This is a genomic window from Rhodomicrobium udaipurense JA643, assembly GCF_000636015.1.
Taxonomy (GTDB): Bacteria; Pseudomonadota; Alphaproteobacteria; order Rhizobiales; family Rhodomicrobiaceae; genus Rhodomicrobium; species Rhodomicrobium udaipurense.
The window spans coordinates 1-18322 of sequence record NZ_JFZJ01000031.1 but is presented as its reverse complement, the minus strand read 5'-3'; the positions used below and the strand labels follow the sequence as shown (position 1 = coordinate 18322).

The following is an 18322-nucleotide window of genomic DNA, read 5'->3' as shown; positions in this document are numbered from 1 at the left end:
GCACAGGGCGAACGCGAGATCGCATACGCCGCCGCTTGCGCCTATTCGATCGCGGCGCCGGGCTCACTCTTCGCCGTCTTGATCGTGAAGGAGGTCTTCACGGAGCTCACATTCGGCGCGGCGGTCAGTTCCCGGATAATGAAGTTCTGGAAGGTCACGAGATCGGGCGCGACGCATTTCAGCAGGAAGTCGGTATCGCCCGAGAGCATGAACGCCTCCCGCACAATCTCCCATTGGCGAATGCGGGCCTCGAAGGCAGACAGATCGGCCTCGGACTGGCTTTCGAGCCGCACGAAAGCGAAGGCCGTCAGGTGAAAGCCGAGACGGGGGAGATTGAAAACGGCGTGATAACCGGCGATGATGCCCGAGCGTTCAAGCTCCCGCACGCGCCTGAGACACGGCGGTGCGGAAAGGCCGACACGCGCTGCCAGTTCGACATTGGTTATGCGACCGTCCCGCTGCAACTCGGCAAGGATCTTCCAATCGGTCGCATCGAGTTTTGTTGGAATGGTCGAGTCATCCAGTGTTCGCACCGACGCCATTGGGATTCCCTCGGGCTGTTGGCCAATCCCGCCCAGCAAGATATGTGGTGGCCGCTCTGTTGCAACGCAACAGTTCTTGATCGCGACGTTGGCGCAGCAGCGAAAAAAGTCAACAGCGGTTTCGATGTTGACACCCGCGACCACGGGCTTGACCGAATCGCCTTGGCAGCAGACGCACCAGCGCCTATTTTGCGATGCGAAATGCTAATTCAGAAGGGATGAGCTTGCAATGGCGGCACGTCATCACAGGGTTGTCATCGTCGGGTCGGGTCCTGCGGGATACACTGCGGCGATCTATGCGGCGCGTGCGATGCTGAAGCCGCTGCTGATCGAGGGCATGCAGCCCGGGGGCCAGCTCACCACGACCACCGAGGTGGAGAACTATCCGGGCTTCGCCGAGCCGATCCAGGGGCCGTGGCTCATGGAGCAGATGCGCGCGCAGGCGCTGCATGTCGGCGCGGAGATCGTTCAGGATCTGATTACGTCGGTCGACTTTTCGCGCCTGCCGCTCGTGCTCAACGGCGACAGCGGCACCGCCTATCGCGCCGAGTCCGTCATCATATCGACCGGCGCACAGGCCCGCTGGCTCGGCATCCCGAGCGAGCAGCATTATCGCGGCTACGGCGTGTCCGCCTGCGCGACGTGCGACGGCTTCTTCTATCGCGGCAAGGATGTGCTCGTGATCGGCGGCGGCAACACGGCGGTCGAGGAAGCGCTGTTCCTCACGAAATTCGCGAAGAGCGTCACCGTGGCCCATCGCCGCGATTCTTTCCGCGCCGAGAAGATTCTTCAGAACCGCTTGTTTTCGAACCCGAAAGTGAAGGTGCTCTGGAACACCGTTGTCGACGAGGTTGTGGGTAATGACAACCCCAAGGCGGTGACAGGCGCGCGGCTTCGCGATACGGTAACAGGCGAGGCAACGCTGTTGCCGATGGATGGAATATTCATCGCCATAGGCCATGCTCCTGCGACAGAAATATTCAAAGGACAGCTCGATACGACGTCCGGCGGGTATCTCGTCACGGCGGCGAAGTCGACCGCCACGAATGTTGCGGGCGTCTTTGCGGCGGGCGACGTGACGGACGACATCTACCGTCAGGCCGTTACCGCAGCGGGGATGGGATGCATGGCGGCGCTCGACGCAGAGCGTTACCTCGCGAGTTTGGAAACACTGGCGCAAGCGGCAGAGTAACGCCGACATCGCGCATAAAAAGGCCCGGCACTCCGCATGGATTGGGACAAGCTCAGGATTTTTCATGCCGCTGCGGAGGCTGGCAGCTTCACGCATGCGGGCGAAACGCTGGCGATCAGCCAGTCGGCCGTGAGCCGGCATATCGCATCGCTCGAACGCGATCTCAACGTGCCGCTGTTCCACCGCCATGCGCGCGGGCTGGTCCTCACCGAACAGGGCGAGTTGCTCTATCGGACGGCGCAGGAAGTTTTCTCGAAACTCGCCACGACGCAGATTCTCCTCGCGGACAGCAGGGGCAAGCCCAACGGCCAGTTGAAGGTGACGACCACCATGGCGCTCGGCACGGGCTGGCTCACCCCGCGCCTCAACGAGTTCATGAAGCTCTATCCCGACATCCAGCTTCAGCTCATCCTTGACGACGAGACGCTGAACCTCACCATGCGCGAGGCCGATGTCGCCATCTGGTTCGGGCCGCCGTCGCAGCAGGATTTCGTCCGGCGCAAGCTGTTCACCGTGCATTTCCACGTCTACGCCTCGGTCGACTATGTGAAAAGGAACGGACGGCCGCGCAATCTGGAAGACCTGGACCGCCACCGCATCCTGACCTATGGCGGCGTGTTGCCCAGCCCCTTCAAGGAGATGAACTGGCTGGAAACTGCGGGCCGCGATGGCCGCGACCTGCGCGATCCGTCCGTGCGCATCAACAGCCTTCTCGCGCTGCGCGAAGCCGTGCTGCAAGGCGTCGGCATCGCGGTGTTGCCGGACTATCTCGCGAAAGATCATCCTCGGCTCGTCAACGTGCTCGAAGAGGCCGAGATGCCCATCTTCGACACCTACTTCGTTTATCCCGCCGACCTCAAGGACACGAAGCGCGTCAACGCCTTCCGCGACTTCCTCGTCGAGAAGTCTCGCGAGTGGTCGTTCTAGCGCAGACACGTCGCCATCAAACGGGGCCCGCGCGGGTGTGAGGTGAAAACCTCAACCGCTCGCCCGCCCTTGTCGGCACAACTGAGGCTTTCCCGCAACAGATGTGGTCGATTAGACTGCACTCCACGAACGGCGCCTTGCACGGTCTTCGCTCCACCGGCCGCGATCCTTTACACTTTGTTAGTAGCGTTGATTCGCGTCGCTTCCCGCGATGCGAGCGATGGCAGTCCTGCGTAGAGCAATTTTCGAAACCCGAAGGAACGTTTCCTCGGGGTGGGTCAGGCTGTACGAGGCGAGCCATGAAGCTTTTTCATATCATTGCAGGCGCTCAGAATTCGCGGGCGTTCAGCAATATGGGGCAGGTGTTCGGCTTCAGCGACGAGATCATGGCGCAAACCGTGCGCTACTTCATTCCACCGATCTCGAAGGCCATCGAGAAGCAGGCACAGACGCCGGGCGGGTTGATTTCGATCCTCGAGTTGCTCGGCTCGCGCCGCTACGACCGCTTCCTTGACGATCCGCGCATTTTCGGACATCCGCAGGTTTCGAAGGAAGGCCAGCGCGTCCTCGACTTCCTTTTCGAACGCGAGGCGCGCCTTCAGAAGATCGTCGAAAATCGCGCGCGCGTGCTGCCGGTCGATGCCGCGACGCTGCGGCGCCTGTTTCCGGTCATCGCCGTCATGGTGATGGGTGCGGTGGAGGTTCGCACGCGGCGGCCGCTGGGCGTCATCTTGCATCGCGTCGCGAAGGGCGAAACCGACGACCGCGCCGTCGCCAATCCGTTCATGGCGCTCGCGCAGCATCTCCGCAAACAGGAGAAGCAGGAGCGCGACGGTCGCAGGCGGCGGCTTTTCTCGTTCTTCGGCGTGACGCAACCCGCCCAACAGCCGGCGAAAGCTCCGGCAGGCGCGACGCGCGGGTTGTTCGAGTCGGCGTAAGCACTTGAGCCTTTCGGCTGTTTCTGCGCCAACATCGAAAACGTTCAGGTTTCAGCTTGATCTGGCTCGAAGCCTGCGGTCCCGTGCCTAAAGCGTAAAGCTCATGCCATCGGCGGCGATTTCCCAGCCCGCTTCGCGCACCGTCATCGCGGCGGCGCTGTTGGGGTCGAGGATGGGGTTCGTGGTGTTGATGTGAATGTAGATCTTGCGCTGGATCTTCGCGGGGGCGAACGCGTTGAGTGAGCCGCCCGGCCCCATGATGGGCGCATGCCCCATGCGACGGCCCGTCTTCTCCCCAACATCCGCATCGCGGAGTTCGCCGTCGTTGTAAACGGTGCCGTCGAAGAAAAGACAGGCCGCGCCATCAACACGGTCCAGCAGGTCCTTGTTGATGGACGCGCAACCCGGAATATAAAAAAGCGTTCCTCCTTCGCGGTCTGAAATGCGAAGGCCTATGGTTTCACCCGACATCACGCCCGTTTCGGGAGCCTCGTCCGGCCGCTCGCGGTAGAGCGGGATCTTGCCGGGCACGGCGAAAGGCTCGAACGTCAGCCCGTCGAGCGGCGTCACCTTTTCGCCCGGCACAACGGCGATACGCTCCACGAGATCCAGCGCCAACACGTCGAAAATGCGGTCATCGCCGATGGTCGCGAGCACCGCTTCCGACGCATACAGCCGCAGCCGCTGGCGTTCCCGCAAAGTGAGCAGCCCGGCGATGGCATCGACATCGGCATTAGTGAGGAAAAGCGCCTCAATGGGTGAATTGCGAGCCGAGCCCCGGCGACGGGGCCACAATTCGCGGTTATCGAGGATTTGCGTGCGCAGGTCGGGAGACGTGTTCACAATGACGAAGCGTTCACCGTCCGGCGAAACGGCGAGGCTCGACTGAGTTCGCCGAAGCGCCGGATCGTCCCATGCGAGGCGGGAAACGCGGGCGTTGCAGTTCCACTGTGGGAAGCCGCCGCCAGCCGCCGATCCGAGCACCTTGACGAACACGCCCGGCCTACTTCGGGCAGGCGCGCTTCGCAGCGACGTCCAGCGTCGAGGGAAGATATCGCGTCACTTCGAAACCGGCCTCGACTGCGGTGACGACTGGTTTTGACCAGACCTTCATGTGTCCTCCATCGGTAGGCCCATCAGGGCATGAGTCGCTGTTTACAGTCGACAGGCGGAGAACACGCGAAAGCCCTGAAAGGCACATGTACACAACTTGACAGCTTGCGCGCGCGCCCAAGCTGCGGCGTCGTCGAAAAAAAGAGCGCCGCTGGTGGCGGCGCTCCCGATTGGCGTGCGGATGCGGAGGCGTTCAGCCCTTGCGAGCATATTCCTCGCGGGCGATCCACTTTTCGAGTTGCGCGACGTGCTCGGCCTCTTCCTTCACGAATTCCTTCGCTTCGGCGACGATAGCCGGGTCTTTCGACACGTGCGCCACCGCGTAATAGAACTCGTAGCCGCGCTTCTCGCCCTGAAGGGCCGCCTTCAGCGCGTCGAGACGCGAAAGCGTCGGATCGCCAGCCCAAAGCGCGGTGCGCTCCGGCGTCACATAGTCCGGCCAGACGTAGTCCGCGGGGATATGCAGGCTCGGGTCGATGGTGCCCGCGCGCTTTTGCGCTTCGGCCAGATGCAGGCGCGAGAATTCGGCCAGCTTGGCGAAGAGTTCGGCGACTTCGGTGTTTCCGACATCCGTCATGGACTTCGACAGCTGGTCGTAATGAATGGCCGCGTCTTCCTCGACCTTCACCGCGTAGCCGAAGAATTCATCGAGGCTGCGGATCTCGGTGCCGCCCTTGTAGACGCGCGCCGCCTTTGTGACAGCCGGGCCTTTAGCCGGGATGGTTTCGTCGCCAACGAACGACACGATGATGTCCTCGTCGCGCACGATGTACTGGCATGCCAGGCGGAAGCGCGGCGCCACGTCGCTGGTCTCGGCGTTCTTGATTTCCTCGGCCGTGATCTTGCCGAGCTGACGGAGCTGCTCCTTCTCCTTCTCGGTGAGCGAGATGGCGTGGGTGCGTTGCGCGTCGAGCTGCTTTACCTCGATGAGGCACGAGCCGCATTCGCCGTCCTGGCAGTCGAACGGGATGGGGATCTTGTGCTCCTTGGCAACGGCGAGAATGGTCCCCCGGTCGCCCGCTACAGCGTAGACGGTGACGTCTTTCGCCAGGCTCGGGGAAGAAAATGTAATGTTCGCCATGGTATCTCCTTTTTCGCGCCGGAGCACGAGACTGCTGTTCGTTGCCGGATTGCCCGACCTTGCGAGGTCTGAAATTACACTAAGTGTAAATTTACCGAAACCGTGGCGTTTGTCGCGCGGACATTTTTTTGCTGCCGCCAACATTATGCTTATCTTCTGCTCAACTTGCTGAAAAAGGGGGCAATTCAGATCGGCGAGAAAATGGCGACGTTGCAAAAACTCTTTTCACGAGGGCAAAGCGCGCATACATTCCGCGCACCTCTAAAAAGGATGAAATTATGAGCTATAACGTCGCCGTCGTCGGCGCCACGGGCAATGTGGGCCGCGAAATGATGAACATCCTCGACGAGCGCGAATTCCCCGTCAAAGAGGTTTTCGCGATTGCGTCGCGCCGCTCGGTCGGCATGGAAGTTTCGTTCGGCGACAAGACGCTCAAATGCCAGGATCTGGCGACGTTCGACTTCTCGCGCTGCGATTTCGCGCTTTTGTCCGCAGGCGGCGATGTCTCGAAGGAGTGGGCGCCGAAGATCGCGCGCACCGGCTGCGTCGTCATCGATAATTCAAGCGCGTGGCGTTACGACATGGACGTGCCGCTGATCGTGCCCGAGGTAAACGCCGACGCGGTCGCGGGCTTCCGCAAGAAGAACATCATCGCGAACCCGAACTGTTCGACCGCGCAGCTCGTCGTGGCGCTGAAGCCGCTGCACGATGCCGCCAAGATCAAGCGCGTCGTGGTTGACACCTACCAATCCGTGTCCGGCGCGGGCAAGGAAGCGATGGACGAGCTGTGGAACCAGACGAAGGGCATCTACGTCACCGACGCGCCCACGCCCGAGGTCTTCACCAAGCAGATCGCGTTCAACGTGATCCCGCATATCGACGTTTTCCTTGATGACGGCTTCACCAAGGAAGAGTGGAAGATGGTCGTCGAGACGAAGAAGATCCTCGATCCGAAGATCAAACTCGTCGCCACTTGCGTGCGCGTGCCGGTGTTCGTCGGCCACTCCGAGGCGGTGAATATCGAGTTCGAGAACCCGATCTCGGCGCAGGAGGCGCGGAACATCCTTCGTGAAGCGCCGGGCGTGCTCGTCATCGACAAGCGCGAGGACGGCGGCTACATCACGCCGGTCGAATGCGTGGGCGACTTCGCCACCTATGTCAGCCGTATCCGCGAAGATCCGACGGTGGAAAACGGCCTTTCGCTGTGGGTTGTGTCGGACAATCTCCGCAAGGGCGCGGCGCTCAACACAGTGCAGATCGCGGAGCTGCTCATCAATCGCGGGCTTATCGAGAAGCGGGCGTAAGTTCGTTCCCGATACCGATTACGGCCGGGTTTCGCCCGGCCGTTTTCATGCGCGCTCGCGATCCGCGTCGGCGACGGAGCAAGCGCTTAACGCTTTATTAAAATCGGCGAAGCTTTGCCTTGCAAATGTCCGGAATGACCGGCTAGACAGGCGGAACGGCAGCGAAAGCGCAGCCGGCATCCGCTCTGGATCAACGCCACTCGTCACGCTTGAAGGTCACCCATGGCGACACCGTTTGCCCCGACTTATTCGCCCGTCACGCCGAGCCGCAGCGTGCACTCCACCGGCGATTCCAATATTTCGAACGATCTCACGATCATCGGCGACGTGACTTCCACGGGCAGCGTAACGCTCGACGGCGTCATCGAGGGCAACATCTATTGCACCTCGCTCATCGTGACGGCGAACGGCCGCGTGAATGGCGGCATCATCGCCAATCAGGAAGTCACCGTGCAGGGCAAGGTGAACGGCACCATTCGCGGCCGTCGCGTGATGTTGCAGTCCTCCGCGAAGGTCGAAGGCGACATCTTCCATCAGGGCATCGGCATCGAAATGGGCACGCGCTACGACGGCACGCTGCGCTGGACCGAGGACGAACGCTCTTTCGACGAGCCTATCGCTCCGGCGAAGACGCAGGGCGAGGCCGTGCTCGATCTGAACGCCTCGAACAGCGACGTCTTTGCCTCCAGCAACGACGGCGGTTATTGATCTTAGGCCGCGCTTCACGCGCCGGGCACGAGCCACGCCGTGTGCGTCTCGTGCAGGCGCATCGCGTCGGCGAATGCCGGTAGGGCGGCCTCAACGGCTTCCGGCACGCTGTAGGGCGCATTGAACAGGATCAGCCCGCAGCCATTGAGGCTTAGCGCGCGGCCACGCGGATAGATCAGCGTTTCGACGCACCAGGTACGCGGCAGGCCGCGCGCCGCCGCTTCCGCCTTGAGCGCGCCGAGTGGCGAAACCGCCTTGATCGGGTACCAGAGCAGGAAAACGCCGGTCGCCCAGCGCTTCTTCCATTCGCGCATCTGCCTGATGAGCGTTTCGAACTCGTCCTTCTCCTCGAAGGGCGGGTCGATCAGCACGAGACCGCGCCGCTCCTTCGGCGGGATCGTCGCGCGGATACACTCATAGGCATCGGTGCCGGTTACGCGCACACCCGGAAATTCGGCCAGCGTGCCACGCAGCGCGCCGCGGGTGGACTCGTGCAGTTCGTTCGCGATCAGCCTGTCCTGCGGACGAAGCCGCCGCGCGAGCAGGAGCGGCGAGCCGGGATAGAAACCATCCGCGACATCTTCGCGCACGAGCCGCAGATAGGGCTCCAGCGCCTCCGCCGCGCCATCCGCCGCACCGCCAGTAGCGGCTTGCATGACCGCTCCGACGCCGCGCGCCCACTCGCCCGTTTTCTCCGCCTCTTCCGAGCGAAGATCGTAAAGCCCCGCGCCGCCATGCGCATCGATCAGACAGAGCGGGCTTTCCTTCCGCAAAAGGTAGTCGACGCAGAAGGCGAGCACGGCGTGCTTGATCACATCCGCGAAGTTTCCGGCATGAAAGACGTGGCGATAATTCATGAATGTCGGGCTGTTGCTGTTGGCGTTTCGCGCGTCGTCGGTCCGACGTGTCGAAAGCCGATGGATCGGTCGATTTGTTCAGTTTCACGCAAGCCTACCGAAACGGCGCACGATCTAAAACGGGATGGTGCCTGCTAATGCGACAGGCGTCCAGAGGGGGCGCTGCCTCTCGGACCGAGGAACCCACCTCCCAGCTTTTGTCAGACCGATCGAGCAAGCGTGCATCCGTCCCGAACCGAAGGAGTTGCCCATGGCTTCCCCCAGCATTCCAGACCGCTCTGGCCCCGACCGCTCGCAGGGGTTCGACCCGAAGAAATTCGAAGCCGTCGAGAAAGAGCTGGAGGCCGTTGTGCAAAAAGGCCTCCGTGAACACTGGAAGTGGTTCACGGCGGAAGGCGTCCTGCTCGTGCTGCTCGGCGCGGCAGCCATTGCCGTGCCGGTGCTCGCTTCCATCGCGGTGGCGGCTTTTGTCGGCTGGCTCCTGTTCTTCGCGGGCGTCTTCTCGGCCATCTCGACCATCCGCTCGCCGCGCGCGCCGGGTTATGTATGGCACATCTTGCTTTCGGCGCTGATGGCGATTCTCGGCCTTGTGCTCGCGCTGTTTCCTGTTCAGGGCTCGCTTTCGCTCACGCTTGTGATGACGGCTTACTTCATCGCACACGGAATCGGAACGATCGCTTTCGCCTTCTCGATCAAGCCTGATACGGGGCGGTGGATCCTTCTGCTGTTCGTCGCGCTGGTGGATTTCGTGATCGCCGCGCTCGTGATCGCCGGCTGGCCTTCGACCGGCCTGTGGGTGCTCGGCCTGTTCGTCGGCATCGAACTGCTGCTGACCGGCTTCGGCCTGATCTTCGCGGCGCTCGGCGCGCGCGAACGCGGGGCGGATGAGACGCTCCCCGATGCTGGCGCGCATCGGCCTGTGTAAGATTTGAAGCGTCGCTTGAAACGGGTGGGCACGTCGGAAACGACTGCCCACCCGTTCCTTGTCATGAGCTATTTGTTCAGCACGCGCCCGGCGACGGCGTCGAGCTTCGTAAGCAGCGCCGGATCGCGCGCATCCCGCGACGTGACGATGGCATGTTCAAGCGCTCGGTCGGAGCCGACGGGGCAAGGCACATGCTCGCGCGGGAAGTCGGCGGCGATGCGCGCCACCAGACGGCTCGCCTTCTCGGAATTGTCCTTCATGATGCGGATGATCGCCGTCATGTCGACGTCTTCGTGCTCTTCGTGCCAGCAGTCGAAGTCCGTCACCATGGCGATGGTGGCGTAGCAAAGCTCGGCTTCGCGGGCGAGCTTCGCCTCAGGCATGTTCGTCATGCCGATGACGCTGCATCCCCAGGCCTTGTACATGTAGGACTCGGCGCGCGTCGAAAACTGCGGACCTTCCATCACGAGATAGGTGCCGCCGCGCGTATGAGCGATGCCTTCGGCCTTCGCCGCCGCCTCGATCTGGTCGGCGAGGCGTGGGCTTACGGGGTCGGCCATCGGCACATGCGCGACGCAGCCTTCACCGAAGAACGACTTTTCGCGCGCGAAAGTGCGGTCGATGAACTGGTCCACCAGCACGAAATGTCCGGGCGGCAGCTCTTCCTTGAACGAACCGCAGGCCGAAACGGAAATCAGGTCGGTCACGCCGATGCGCTTCAGAACGTCGATGTTCGCGCGGTAGTTGATGGACGACGGCGACTGAACGTGGCCCTCGCCGTGACGCGGCAGAAACGCGACGGAAAGGCCGCTGATCTCGCCGAGATGCACGTCGGAGGACGGCTCGCCCCACGGTGAAGGCACCTTCACCTCGCGTTTGTTTTCCAGTCCCGGCAGATCGTACAGCCCCGATCCGCCGATAATGCCAAGAAACGACTTCGTCATGTCCCGCTCCAGCAGCGCCAAATTGAATTGGCGCATCTTCAAAGCTGAAGTCAGGATGTCAAGCCATTAGCTCGATATAATAAAGGGCGAAAACCCAGCGCGCCTCTTCCTCCTCCGTCCTTTTCATGCCCGCCGGAAGTTCGCGCACGAGATAGATCGGGCCGAAACCACCGAGGTCGAAGGCATTGCCGTCCGATTCGAGCGCGAGGACCCAGCGCTGCGAATAGACCGTTTCGAGCGAGAGTTCGGCCGCGAAACCGTCGAGCGCGGAGAGGCGCGCCGTCTTCGCCTCGGCAAGCGGCAAGGCGGTTGCCAGCACCTCGTGAAGCAGCGGCCCCTTGTAGACGTGGGCGATGCCCGCTTCATCGAGGCCTGTCACAATGGTTTGCGAAAACTGGAGGAGATCGCCGTAGGAAAAGGCGCGCGCCTCCTTGAAGTCGATGTTGTTGCTGTAAAACAGGCGGTCGCGCTTCTGCTCCAAAGGCGGGCGGTTCGGCGCACCGACGAGGCCGCCCACCGTAAGCACCACCAGTCCGGCGGGCGCGGCAGGTGCGGCAACGGCGCTTCCGCTCTGTGTGGCGAGGGCGGCCGCGCCGCCCGCGAGTGCGGCCATGGTGCCCCGCCGGGTAAAATTCCTTGCGAACATGCGTGTTCTCCTGTGCATCCGGGGTTGCGCCACCAACGCCGCGCGCCTAAACCGCTTCGCGGTGGGACAAGCGGGGCCACAAGGTGGATATTTATCTTCAAGCGGCAGTTCTAGGCGTCATAGAGGGGCTGACCGAGTTTTTGCCCGTCTCCTCAACAGGTCATTTGATCGTCTTCGGGGAACTTCTTGGGTTCAAGGGGCCCCCCGGCAAGACGTTCGAGGTGATGATCCAGCTCGGCGCCATCGTCGCGCTGATCTTTCTCTACTTCCGAAAGCTTTTCGGCACCTTGTTCGGCCTCCCGACAGACCCGGCGGCGCGACGATTCGCGCTGTCGATTCTCGTCGCGTTCCTGCCCGCGCTCGTGCTGGGCGCGACGCTCCACGGCTTCATCAAGTCCGTGCTCTTCTCGCCGGTCGTTGTGGCGGTCGCCCTTATCGTCGGCGGGATCGTGATCCTCATCGCCGAGGAAACGCAAAAGCGCGTGCTCTACACGCACGCGGACAATGTGCCGCTCAAGACGAGTTTCCTCGTCGGCTGCGGTCAGGCGCTGGCGCTCGTTCCTGGCGTATCCCGCTCGGGCGCGACCATAATAGCAGGGCTACTTCTCGGGCTTGAGCGGCGCGCGGCGGCGGAGTTCTCGTTCTTCCTGTCGATCCCGACCATGACCGGCGCCTTCGCCTACGACGCCATCAAGAACCGGCACGAGCTTTCGTCCGGCGACGCGGGCGTGATCGCCGTTGGCTTTTTCGCCGCCTTCATCGCCGCCATGCTGGTCGTCAAGCCGTTCCTCGCCATCGTGACGCGCATCGGCTTCGCGCCCTTTGCGTATTACCGCATCGCGTTCGGCACCTTCATTCTCGCGGTGATCTACGTTTTCAACGCGTGGCCTTCAAACGGCGCAGGGTAAAACAGGCGTAAACCGCGCTCGTAAAAAAAACGTGACGCCTCAAGGCAAAGCTTCCAAAGCGAGGCAATGCCACCTATGTAACACTGTTGCATGACACTCGACAGAACCAGAGCCCGCGCTCGCAGGCATCGTTCAGCCACCGGCCCGGTTCGGCAGCGGGGCTGCGGCGCCCGATTCGGAACGCTTGCGCTTTTGGGTCGGAAGGGCGACCTTTACTTACGGGGCACGCCAATCGAAATCGTGCAGACGAGCCTTGCGTGCGGAATCCGACGCAGGGTTCCCATTCACCATCATACGCCTCCGCACTTCGTGTGCGGCTTGGTTTGCTTCCGTTCGGAATGCGCGGACAGTGCGTCCGCGAATTCGACGGCTTGAACAGGATAGGCCATGGAAAGCGCTAATGCCTCTTCTCCTTTCGGCGACGCCCGGCAGATCGCGGTTGAACGCGCGATAGCGGAATTTCGCGCGGCGCGCCCGGTGGCGATCCGGTCGGGAAGTACTGCTCTCATCGCGTTTCCGGTCGATGGCGCGACCGAGGCCGCGATGGCCTTTTTGCAGCGCGGCGACGGCAAGCCGCGCGTAATCGTGCCGGGCGAAAAGATTCTAGCGGCGGGCAAATGGATCAGGCCGGTTGCGGCGCTCACGCTGGAGCCTTTCACGATGGAGGCGCTCGACGCGTATTTCGGCCGTGACGAGCGTGTGACAGCGGCCGCGAATGAAAGTTTTCGCGCGGCCGACCGCGCCGAGGTGGCCGGGCTTGCGCTTTCGAACCTTGCGCTTCTGCTGCCCGCTGTGCTCGTTGCGGACGCGGGGGCGAGCGCGCGGGACGCCCTGCCGCTCCTGACCGTCGACGCCGAGGATGTTTTCGGCTTTCGCGACCGCGAGGCCAAGGCGCTCAAGATCGTATCGCGCGCCCTCGTGCCCCTCGAAGGTGCCGGAAGCTGCGAGTTCGTCGTGTTTCGCGGCGGCGACGGCTTCCGCGATCAGATTGCGATCCTCGTGGGCAATCCGACGCCGGGCAAGCCGGTGTCCGCGCGCATCCACTCCGCCTGCCTCACCGGCGACCTGTTCGGCAGCCTCAAATGCGACTGCGGCGAGCAGCTTCGCGGCACGGTGCGGGCCATGGCCGAAGAGGGTGGCGGCGCGGTGCTCTACCTCGATCAGGAAGGGCGCGGCAACGGCATCGCTAACAAGATCCGCGCTTACCGGCTTCAGGATCAGGGCTTCGACACCTATGACGCCGACGAGCTTCTGGGCTTCGGGCAGGATCAGCGCCGTTTCGATTTCGCGGCGGACATGCTGAGGCTGCTGGGCTTCACGTCCGTGCGGCTGATGACGAATAACCCGCTCAAGATCAAGGCACTGCGCGATGGCGGGCTCAATGTCCTGTCCACGCACCGTGTCTTGACGCGGCCGACGGCGCAAAATGTGAAATATCTCGCGGCAAAGCGCGACAAGGCAGGCCATCTCCTCGGCGACGCCGGGCTCGACACCTTCGATAGCGGCGAGCATCCGCTGTCGCCCGCGCGGCATCCCTAGATCGGCCTGCGTTAATCGGCTCGACGCAAAGTTGCGGCGACAACGTAAAGTCGATGTGTCTTGCAAAGGGAAGCGCCCGGATCAGCGCGCTTTGCGCACTGGCAACGAATCGCGACCGCGCAGGCTTCGCTCGCCCGTCGCACGCTCTGATTGCGTCGATTAACAGAAAGCTGTGGCCAAGCGACTGGTCCAGCGCGATCTCAGCTTGAAGTTGTGTGAAGCTTAAAATAAAGTTGGCCGGACCCGGGTGGGGCAGGGGTCCGGCCTTCTGGGCACTTGAGAGGGAAATGATCTAAGCTATCCTTGGGCATGGATAGACAAGGATCACTAACGAAACACGAGAGCATGCTCTCCAATGAGTTGAGCTATCGATCTTGTTAACCGGCTGAGCTACAAGTTCGCGTTACTCTCTTGCCTCGTTAGAAACACAACTATAGCGAGCGACGCCTCGACGCAACTACTTTTACGCGTCCTTTTGGTGGATTCGCCTAAAAGTTGTAGAATGGACACATAGTGAGGGGTTGATGGCGGATGTTGCGCTGATCACCGGAGGGGCCGTGCGCATCGGAAGGGCGATCGCACTACACCTTGCATCTCGCAGATTTTGCGTTGCTATTCAATATCATAAGTCAAAGCCGGATGCGGATGACACGGTGGCCGCGATCACGGCGGCCGGCGGCAAGGCGGTGGCGTTTCAGGCGGAGCTGGAATCTCTCGCAGACGTTGCACAGCTTATCCACAGAAGCGCGGCGCTCGGCCCCGTTACGTGCCTCGTCAACAACGCCTCGGCCTTCGCCGACGACAGTTTGACCGCTCTGACGCCCGAAAGTTGGCGGCGTCACATGGCAGTCAACCTGGAAGCGCCGATCTTTCTCGCGCAGGCTTTCGCCGCGCAGCTTCCGGCGGGAATGGCTGGCGCTATCATCAACATCCTCGATCAGCGCGTGTTGCGGCCAAACCCGCAGTTCTTCTCCTATACCGTCAGCAAGGCCGCGCTCCACGCCGCCACAAAAACCATGGCGCAGGCGCTCGCGCCGCGCATCCGCGTCAACGCCGTCGCGCCGGGGCCGACGCTGAAGAGCATCCACCAGAGCGAGGACGAGTTCGCCCGCGAAGAGGCCGCGATGCCGCTTGGCCGTGGCGCGAGACCGGACGAGATCGCGCGCGCGGTCGGGTTCATCCTCGACCAGCCGTCCATCACCGGCCAGACCATCGCCGTCGACGGCGGTCAGCATCTGATGTGGCAAACGCTGGACATCCGCGTTACATAACGGGCATGCCCGACATTGAGGACACAATCGAAGTCGAGTCAGACCTCGCGCCCGAAGACGCCGCGAGCGCGCCCGACACAGGCCCGCAGGTCATCCACCGCTACGTGAAGAATCTCGGCCCCGGCCCCGGGGTCTACCGCATGGTGGATCTCGCGGGCGAGGTGATCTATGTCGGCAAGGCGCGGAACCTCAAGAACCGCGTGCAGAATTACACGCGCATGGGCGGTCACACGAACCGCATCGCCGCGATGATTCGCGCGACGGCGACGATGGAGTTCGTCAACACGCGGACCGAAGCGGAGGCGCTGCTTCTCGAAGCGAATCTCATCAAGCGCTTCAAGCCGCGCTACAATGTGTCGTTCCGCGACGACAAGTCGTTCCCCTACATCGTCATCCGGCGCGATCAGGAAGCGGCGCAGATCGCCAAGCATCGCGGCGCGCGCACCGTCAAGGGCGACTATTTCGGCCCGTTCGCCAGCGCGGGCGCGGTGAACCGCACGATCAACACGCTTCAGCGCGCGTTCCTGCTGCGCACCTGCGCCGACAGCGTCTATGACAGCCGCACGCGGCCCTGCCTCCTGTTCCAGATCAAGCGCTGCGCCGGGCCATGCACGCGCGAAATCCCGCTCGACGACTATGCGAAGCTGGTGGACGAGGCGACGGCGTTCCTGTCCGGCAAGACGGATGCCGTGCAGCGCAAGCTCAACACGTTGATGGAGGAGGCGGCCGAAGCGCTGGAGTTCGAGCGCGCCGCGAAATACCGCAACCGGCTTTGGGCGCTGGCGCATGTGCAGGCGCATCAGGGCATCAACCCGAAGGGCGTCGATGAAGCGGACGTTTTCGCCATCGCGCAGCAGGGCGGCCAGAGCTGCATTGAGGTTTTTTTCTTCCGCAGCGGCCAGAATTGGGGCAACCGCGCGTATTTTCCGCGCGCGGACAAAAGCCTTTCGCCCGCCGAGGTGCTCGGCTCGTTCATCTCGCAATTTTACGACGACAAGCTCGTGCCGCGCTGCGTGTTCCTCTCCGAGGAGGTGCCGGAGCAGTCGCTCATCTCGGAGGCGCTATCCACGAAGCTCGGCCGCAAGGTCGATGTGGTGACGCCGAGGCGGGGCGAGAAGCGCGAGCTTGTCGACTATGCGCATCAGAACGCGCGCGAGGCCCTCGGCCGCAAGCTCGCGGAGACGACGAGCAATGCGCGGCTGCTCGCGGGCGTTGCGCAGGTTTTCGGCCTCGAACGGGTGCCGCGTCGCATCGAGGTTTACGACAACTCGCACATCATGGGCACGAACGCAGTCGGCGGCATGATCGTGGCGGGGCCGGAAGGTTTCGCGAAGAGCCACTACCGCAAGTTCAACATACGCGCCGCCGACCTTACACCCGGCGACGATTTCGGCATGATGCGCGAGGTGCTAACGCGTCGGTTCAAGCGCCTTCTGAAAGAGCACGGCCTGCCGGCGGGTGAAAGCGCGGTGAGCGATGCCGCGCCGGAGGCGGTCGCGGCGGCTGAGACAGTGGCGGCTGAGACCTCGTCGCTCTCTCCGCCCGTGGAAGAGGAATACACCGAGGAGGAAAACGGCGATGCGGCTGCGCAAGGCGGCGATCTTGGCGCGTGGCCGGATCTCCTGCTGATCGATGGCGGCGCGGGCCAGCTTTCCGCCGCGCGCGAGGTGCTGGCCGAACTCGGGCTGCATGGCCTCGCCATCGCGGGCATCGCCAAGGGGCCGGACCGGAACGCCGGCCGCGAGCGCTTCTTCATGCCGGACAAGCCGCCGTTCTCGCTTCCGCTCAACGATCCGGTGCTCTACTTCGTGCAGCGACTTCGCGACGAGGCGCACCGCTTCGCCATTGGCTCGCATCGCGCGAAGCGGAAGAAGGCCATGACGGAGAACGAACTCGACGGCATTCCCGGCATCGGGCCGACGCGAAAGCGCGCGCTACTGAAACATTTCGGCTCCGCGAAGGCCGTCAGCCGCGCCGGATTATCCGACCTCCGGGCGGTCGACGGGATCAGCGCCGCCATGGCCCAGCAGATCTACGACTGGTACACCGACCGCAAATAAGTGTTTCGCCGCAACGGCAAATCCTTCACGCGCTTTTGGTGGGAAAGCGCCTCACTCAAGACGCAAAACGCAGCGAAGCATGCCAGAACTTCGGGAGAAGCGGCGCGCGTTTGACGAATCACTTAGCTTTGCGAGGTGCGGCGTCATAGGCGACCAGTTGCCGCTTCAACAGAACTTTAGAGGGAGAATTTTATGATGCGGAATGCAGTGTGCGCAGTCGTGGCGGCGGCGTTCTTGATGATGAGCGTGGATGCGATGGCTCAATATAGCGGCCACCGAGGCTCGAAGGACGAGCAAGAAGCGTGCAAGCCCGACGTTTATCGCCTCTGCGCCGAGTTTGTGATGCCGCCGCAGGAAGACAAGATCGTCGCTTGCCTGAAGTCCAAGCGGAAGGAACTCAGCTCCGCTTGCAAGAAGGTTATCGACTAATTTCGTCCCCCAAAGAGGATCAAGGTTTCCCAACGAGGAAGCCTTGATTTTCAGGCGCCGCGAGGTGAGTTCGCGTCCCGGAGATAGCAATGAGCACGATCTATGTAGCCGTTCTGACCTATGTCCGGCCCGTCGAGGAAATCGATGCGCAGATGCAGGCGCACGTCGCATGGCTGCGCAAGGGGTACGAAGACGGCGTGTTCCTCGCCTCGGGGCGTCGCATTCCACGCACCGGCGGCGTAATTCTGGCGCGCGGAGATAGCCTTGAAGCGATCGAATCGCGGCTGAGCGAAGACCCGTTTCAGCGGCTGGGCCTTGCCAAGGTCGAAATCATTCCGTTCCAGGCGAGCATGACCGTAGACGCGTTGAAGGACATTGTCTGACGCGAAGCGGTCGAGTTCAAGACATGACGGCGCGGCGGAAAAAATTCAGGCGAGCGACCGTGGCGCCCATGTGAGGGCTCTGATGTCGAAATCGACGCGTGCGACGAAGATGCTTGAGAAGGCCGGGATCGCCTTCACCGTGCACACCTACGAATACGATCCCAACGCCGACCGGATCGGCATGCAGGCGGCGGCGGCCCTCGACGAGATGCCCGCGCGCGTGCTCAAGACGCTGATGGCGCTCGTCGACGACAAGGCGGTTCTCGTGATCGTGCCCTCTGACCACGAGGTGTCGATGAAGAAACTCGCGGCCGCGTTTGGTGGCAAGTCGGCGCACATGATGAAGCCAGCGGATGCAGAGCGTATCTCGGGCTACAAGGTCGGCGGCATCAGTCCGTTCGGTCAGATGAGGAAGCTTGCCGCCGCCATCGAAGAGCAGGCGATGATGCACGACCTCATTTTTATCAATGGAGGCCAGCGCGGATTGCAGGTGCGGCTTGCCCCGCACGATGCAGCGAAGGTGCTGAACGCTGTCGTTGCGCCGCTGGTGACTTA

General features: G+C 62.6%; 20 protein-coding genes. 13 read left to right on the top strand and 7 right to left on the bottom strand.

Annotation, left to right across the window (positions count from 1 at the left end; genetic code table 11):
- Positions 1–41: 41 nt before the first annotated feature.
- Positions 42–542: an Lrp/AsnC family transcriptional regulator gene (locus T281_RS06825; protein ID WP_052037200.1), complete on the bottom strand. Its 501-nt coding sequence runs from the start codon at positions 540–542 to the stop codon at positions 42–44.
- Between the two features lie 229 nt (positions 543–771).
- On the opposite strand from T281_RS06825, the gene trxB reads away from it, so the two are divergent.
- The 3 genes from trxB (at position 772) to T281_RS06810 (ending at position 3599) form a co-directional block, all read left to right on the top strand.
- Complete coding sequence (trxB, locus tag T281_RS06820) at positions 772–1734, top strand: thioredoxin-disulfide reductase (RefSeq protein ID WP_037236222.1); 963 nt, start codon at positions 772–774, stop codon at positions 1732–1734.
- Between the two features lie 36 nt (positions 1735–1770).
- A complete protein-coding gene (locus T281_RS06815; protein WP_037236220.1) occupies positions 1771–2661 on the top strand; it encodes a LysR family transcriptional regulator in 891 nt (296 codons plus the stop codon).
- 299 nt (positions 2662–2960) lie between these two features.
- Complete coding sequence (locus T281_RS06810; protein ID WP_037236218.1) at positions 2961–3599, top strand: DUF937 domain-containing protein; 639 nt, start codon at positions 2961–2963, stop codon at positions 3597–3599.
- A gap of 87 nt (positions 3600–3686) precedes the next feature.
- Here the strand turns inward: T281_RS06810 and pqqB are convergent, their stop codons facing one another.
- The 3 genes from pqqB to T281_RS06795 form a co-directional block, all read right to left on the bottom strand.
- Positions 3687–4595, bottom strand: coding sequence for a pyrroloquinoline quinone biosynthesis protein PqqB (gene pqqB, locus T281_RS06805; RefSeq protein ID WP_037236214.1), 909 nt, complete (start codon positions 4593–4595; stop codon positions 3687–3689).
- A gap of 7 nt (positions 4596–4602) precedes the next feature.
- Positions 4603–4713 (bottom strand): pyrroloquinoline quinone precursor peptide PqqA, encoded by a 111-nt coding sequence (gene pqqA, locus T281_RS06800; RefSeq protein WP_037236211.1) that lies wholly within the window; start codon positions 4711–4713, stop codon positions 4603–4605.
- A gap of 192 nt (positions 4714–4905) precedes the next feature.
- A complete protein-coding gene (locus T281_RS06795; protein ID WP_013421022.1) occupies positions 4906–5793 on the bottom strand; it encodes a 2Fe-2S iron-sulfur cluster-binding protein in 888 nt (295 codons plus the stop codon).
- 278 nt (positions 5794–6071) lie between these two features.
- On the opposite strand from T281_RS06795, the gene T281_RS06790 reads away from it, so the two are divergent.
- Both T281_RS06790 and T281_RS17560 read left to right on the top strand, forming a co-directional pair.
- Entirely contained in the window at positions 6072–7097 is a 1026-nt protein-coding gene (locus T281_RS06790; protein WP_037236208.1) for an aspartate-semialdehyde dehydrogenase, read from the top strand.
- A 222-nt stretch (positions 7098–7319) separates the two neighbouring features.
- Complete coding sequence (locus T281_RS17560) at positions 7320–7805, top strand: bactofilin family protein (RefSeq protein WP_013421024.1); 486 nt, start codon at positions 7320–7322, stop codon at positions 7803–7805.
- Between the two features lie 14 nt (positions 7806–7819).
- Here the strand turns inward: T281_RS17560 and T281_RS06780 are convergent, their stop codons facing one another.
- On the bottom strand, positions 7820–8662 hold the full coding sequence (locus T281_RS06780; protein WP_037236205.1) for a 23S rRNA (adenine(2030)-N(6))-methyltransferase RlmJ: 843 nt from the start codon (positions 8660–8662) through the stop codon (positions 7820–7822).
- A gap of 250 nt (positions 8663–8912) precedes the next feature.
- Between T281_RS06780 and T281_RS06775 the strand changes: the two genes are divergently transcribed.
- On the top strand, positions 8913–9587 hold the full coding sequence (locus T281_RS06775) for an HdeD family acid-resistance protein (protein WP_052037199.1): 675 nt from the start codon (positions 8913–8915) through the stop codon (positions 9585–9587).
- 68 nt (positions 9588–9655) lie between these two features.
- On the opposite strand, the gene T281_RS06770 is transcribed toward T281_RS06775, so the two are convergent.
- Both T281_RS06770 and T281_RS06765 read right to left on the bottom strand, forming a co-directional pair.
- The gene (locus T281_RS06770; protein ID WP_037236245.1) at positions 9656–10531 is read right to left on the bottom strand and encodes an S-methyl-5'-thioadenosine phosphorylase; all 876 of its coding nucleotides are present in this window, start codon (positions 10529–10531) and stop codon (positions 9656–9658) included.
- Positions 10532–10589: 58 nt separating this feature from the next.
- A complete protein-coding gene (locus tag T281_RS06765; RefSeq protein ID WP_155955141.1) occupies positions 10590–11177 on the bottom strand; it encodes a molybdopterin-binding protein in 588 nt (195 codons plus the stop codon).
- Between the two features lie 83 nt (positions 11178–11260).
- Here T281_RS06765 and T281_RS06760 point away from each other — a divergent pair, with 83 nt between their 5' ends.
- The 7 genes from T281_RS06760 to ybaK all read left to right on the top strand — a co-directional run.
- Positions 11261–12085, top strand: a complete 825-nt coding sequence (locus tag T281_RS06760) for an undecaprenyl-diphosphate phosphatase (RefSeq protein ID WP_037236199.1) — start codon at positions 11261–11263, stop codon at positions 12083–12085.
- 387 nt (positions 12086–12472) lie between these two features.
- Positions 12473–13624 (top strand): GTP cyclohydrolase II RibA, encoded by a 1152-nt coding sequence (ribA, locus tag T281_RS06755; RefSeq protein WP_037236196.1) that lies wholly within the window; start codon positions 12473–12475, stop codon positions 13622–13624.
- 524 nt (positions 13625–14148) lie between these two features.
- Complete coding sequence (locus T281_RS06750; protein WP_037236242.1) at positions 14149–14895, top strand: SDR family oxidoreductase; 747 nt, start codon at positions 14149–14151, stop codon at positions 14893–14895.
- A gap of 5 nt (positions 14896–14900) precedes the next feature.
- Positions 14901–16955 carry an excinuclease ABC subunit UvrC gene (gene uvrC, locus T281_RS06745; protein ID WP_037236194.1) on the top strand — a complete coding sequence of 685 codons (2055 nt, stop codon included), beginning with the start codon at positions 14901–14903 and terminating at the stop codon, positions 16953–16955.
- Between the two features lie 192 nt (positions 16956–17147).
- On the top strand, positions 17148–17384 hold the full coding sequence (locus T281_RS06740) for a hypothetical protein (protein ID WP_013421034.1): 237 nt from the start codon (positions 17148–17150) through the stop codon (positions 17382–17384).
- Between the two features lie 89 nt (positions 17385–17473).
- Positions 17474–17767, top strand: a complete 294-nt coding sequence (locus tag T281_RS06735; RefSeq protein ID WP_037236190.1) for a YciI family protein — start codon at positions 17474–17476, stop codon at positions 17765–17767.
- An 82-nt stretch (positions 17768–17849) separates the two neighbouring features.
- On the top strand, positions 17850–18322 hold a 473-nt coding region (gene ybaK, locus T281_RS06730), incomplete at its 3' end, for a Cys-tRNA(Pro) deacylase (protein ID WP_037236187.1).

What these genes read in the sequence shown, in the direction of transcription:
- uvrC (WP_037236194.1), top strand. Translation starts at nt 14,901, where the DNA reads ATGCCCGACATTGAGGACACAATCGAAGTCGAGTCAGACCTCGCGCCC.
- T281_RS06815 (WP_037236220.1), top strand. Translation starts at nt 1,771, where the DNA reads ATGGATTGGGACAAGCTCAGGATTTTTCATGCCGCTGCGGAGGCTGGC.
- T281_RS06790 (WP_037236208.1), top strand. Translation starts at nt 6,072, where the DNA reads ATGAGCTATAACGTCGCCGTCGTCGGCGCCACGGGCAATGTGGGCCGC.
- T281_RS06810 (WP_037236218.1), top strand. Translation starts at nt 2,961, where the DNA reads ATGAAGCTTTTTCATATCATTGCAGGCGCTCAGAATTCGCGGGCGTTC.
- T281_RS06780 (WP_037236205.1), bottom strand. Translation starts at nt 8,662, where the DNA reads ATGAATTATCGCCACGTCTTTCATGCCGGAAACTTCGCGGATGTGATC.
- T281_RS06750 (WP_037236242.1), top strand. Translation starts at nt 14,149, where the DNA reads ATGGCGGATGTTGCGCTGATCACCGGAGGGGCCGTGCGCATCGGAAGG.
- T281_RS06765 (WP_155955141.1), bottom strand. Translation starts at nt 11,177, where the DNA reads ATGTTCGCAAGGAATTTTACCCGGCGGGGCACCATGGCCGCACTCGCG.
- ribA (WP_037236196.1), top strand. Translation starts at nt 12,473, where the DNA reads ATGGAAAGCGCTAATGCCTCTTCTCCTTTCGGCGACGCCCGGCAGATC.
- T281_RS06735 (WP_037236190.1), top strand. Translation starts at nt 17,474, where the DNA reads ATGAGCACGATCTATGTAGCCGTTCTGACCTATGTCCGGCCCGTCGAG.
- T281_RS06795 (WP_013421022.1), bottom strand. Translation starts at nt 5,793, where the DNA reads ATGGCGAACATTACATTTTCTTCCCCGAGCCTGGCGAAAGACGTCACC.
- pqqA (WP_037236211.1), bottom strand. Translation starts at nt 4,713, where the DNA reads ATGAAGGTCTGGTCAAAACCAGTCGTCACCGCAGTCGAGGCCGGTTTC.
- T281_RS06740 (WP_013421034.1), top strand. Translation starts at nt 17,148, where the DNA reads ATGATGCGGAATGCAGTGTGCGCAGTCGTGGCGGCGGCGTTCTTGATG.
- T281_RS06770 (WP_037236245.1), bottom strand. Translation starts at nt 10,531, where the DNA reads ATGACGAAGTCGTTTCTTGGCATTATCGGCGGATCGGGGCTGTACGAT.
- T281_RS06775 (WP_052037199.1), top strand. Translation starts at nt 8,913, where the DNA reads ATGGCTTCCCCCAGCATTCCAGACCGCTCTGGCCCCGACCGCTCGCAG.
- T281_RS17560 (WP_013421024.1), top strand. Translation starts at nt 7,320, where the DNA reads ATGGCGACACCGTTTGCCCCGACTTATTCGCCCGTCACGCCGAGCCGC.
- trxB (WP_037236222.1), top strand. Translation starts at nt 772, where the DNA reads ATGGCGGCACGTCATCACAGGGTTGTCATCGTCGGGTCGGGTCCTGCG.
- T281_RS06825 (WP_052037200.1), bottom strand. Translation starts at nt 542, where the DNA reads ATGGCGTCGGTGCGAACACTGGATGACTCGACCATTCCAACAAAACTC.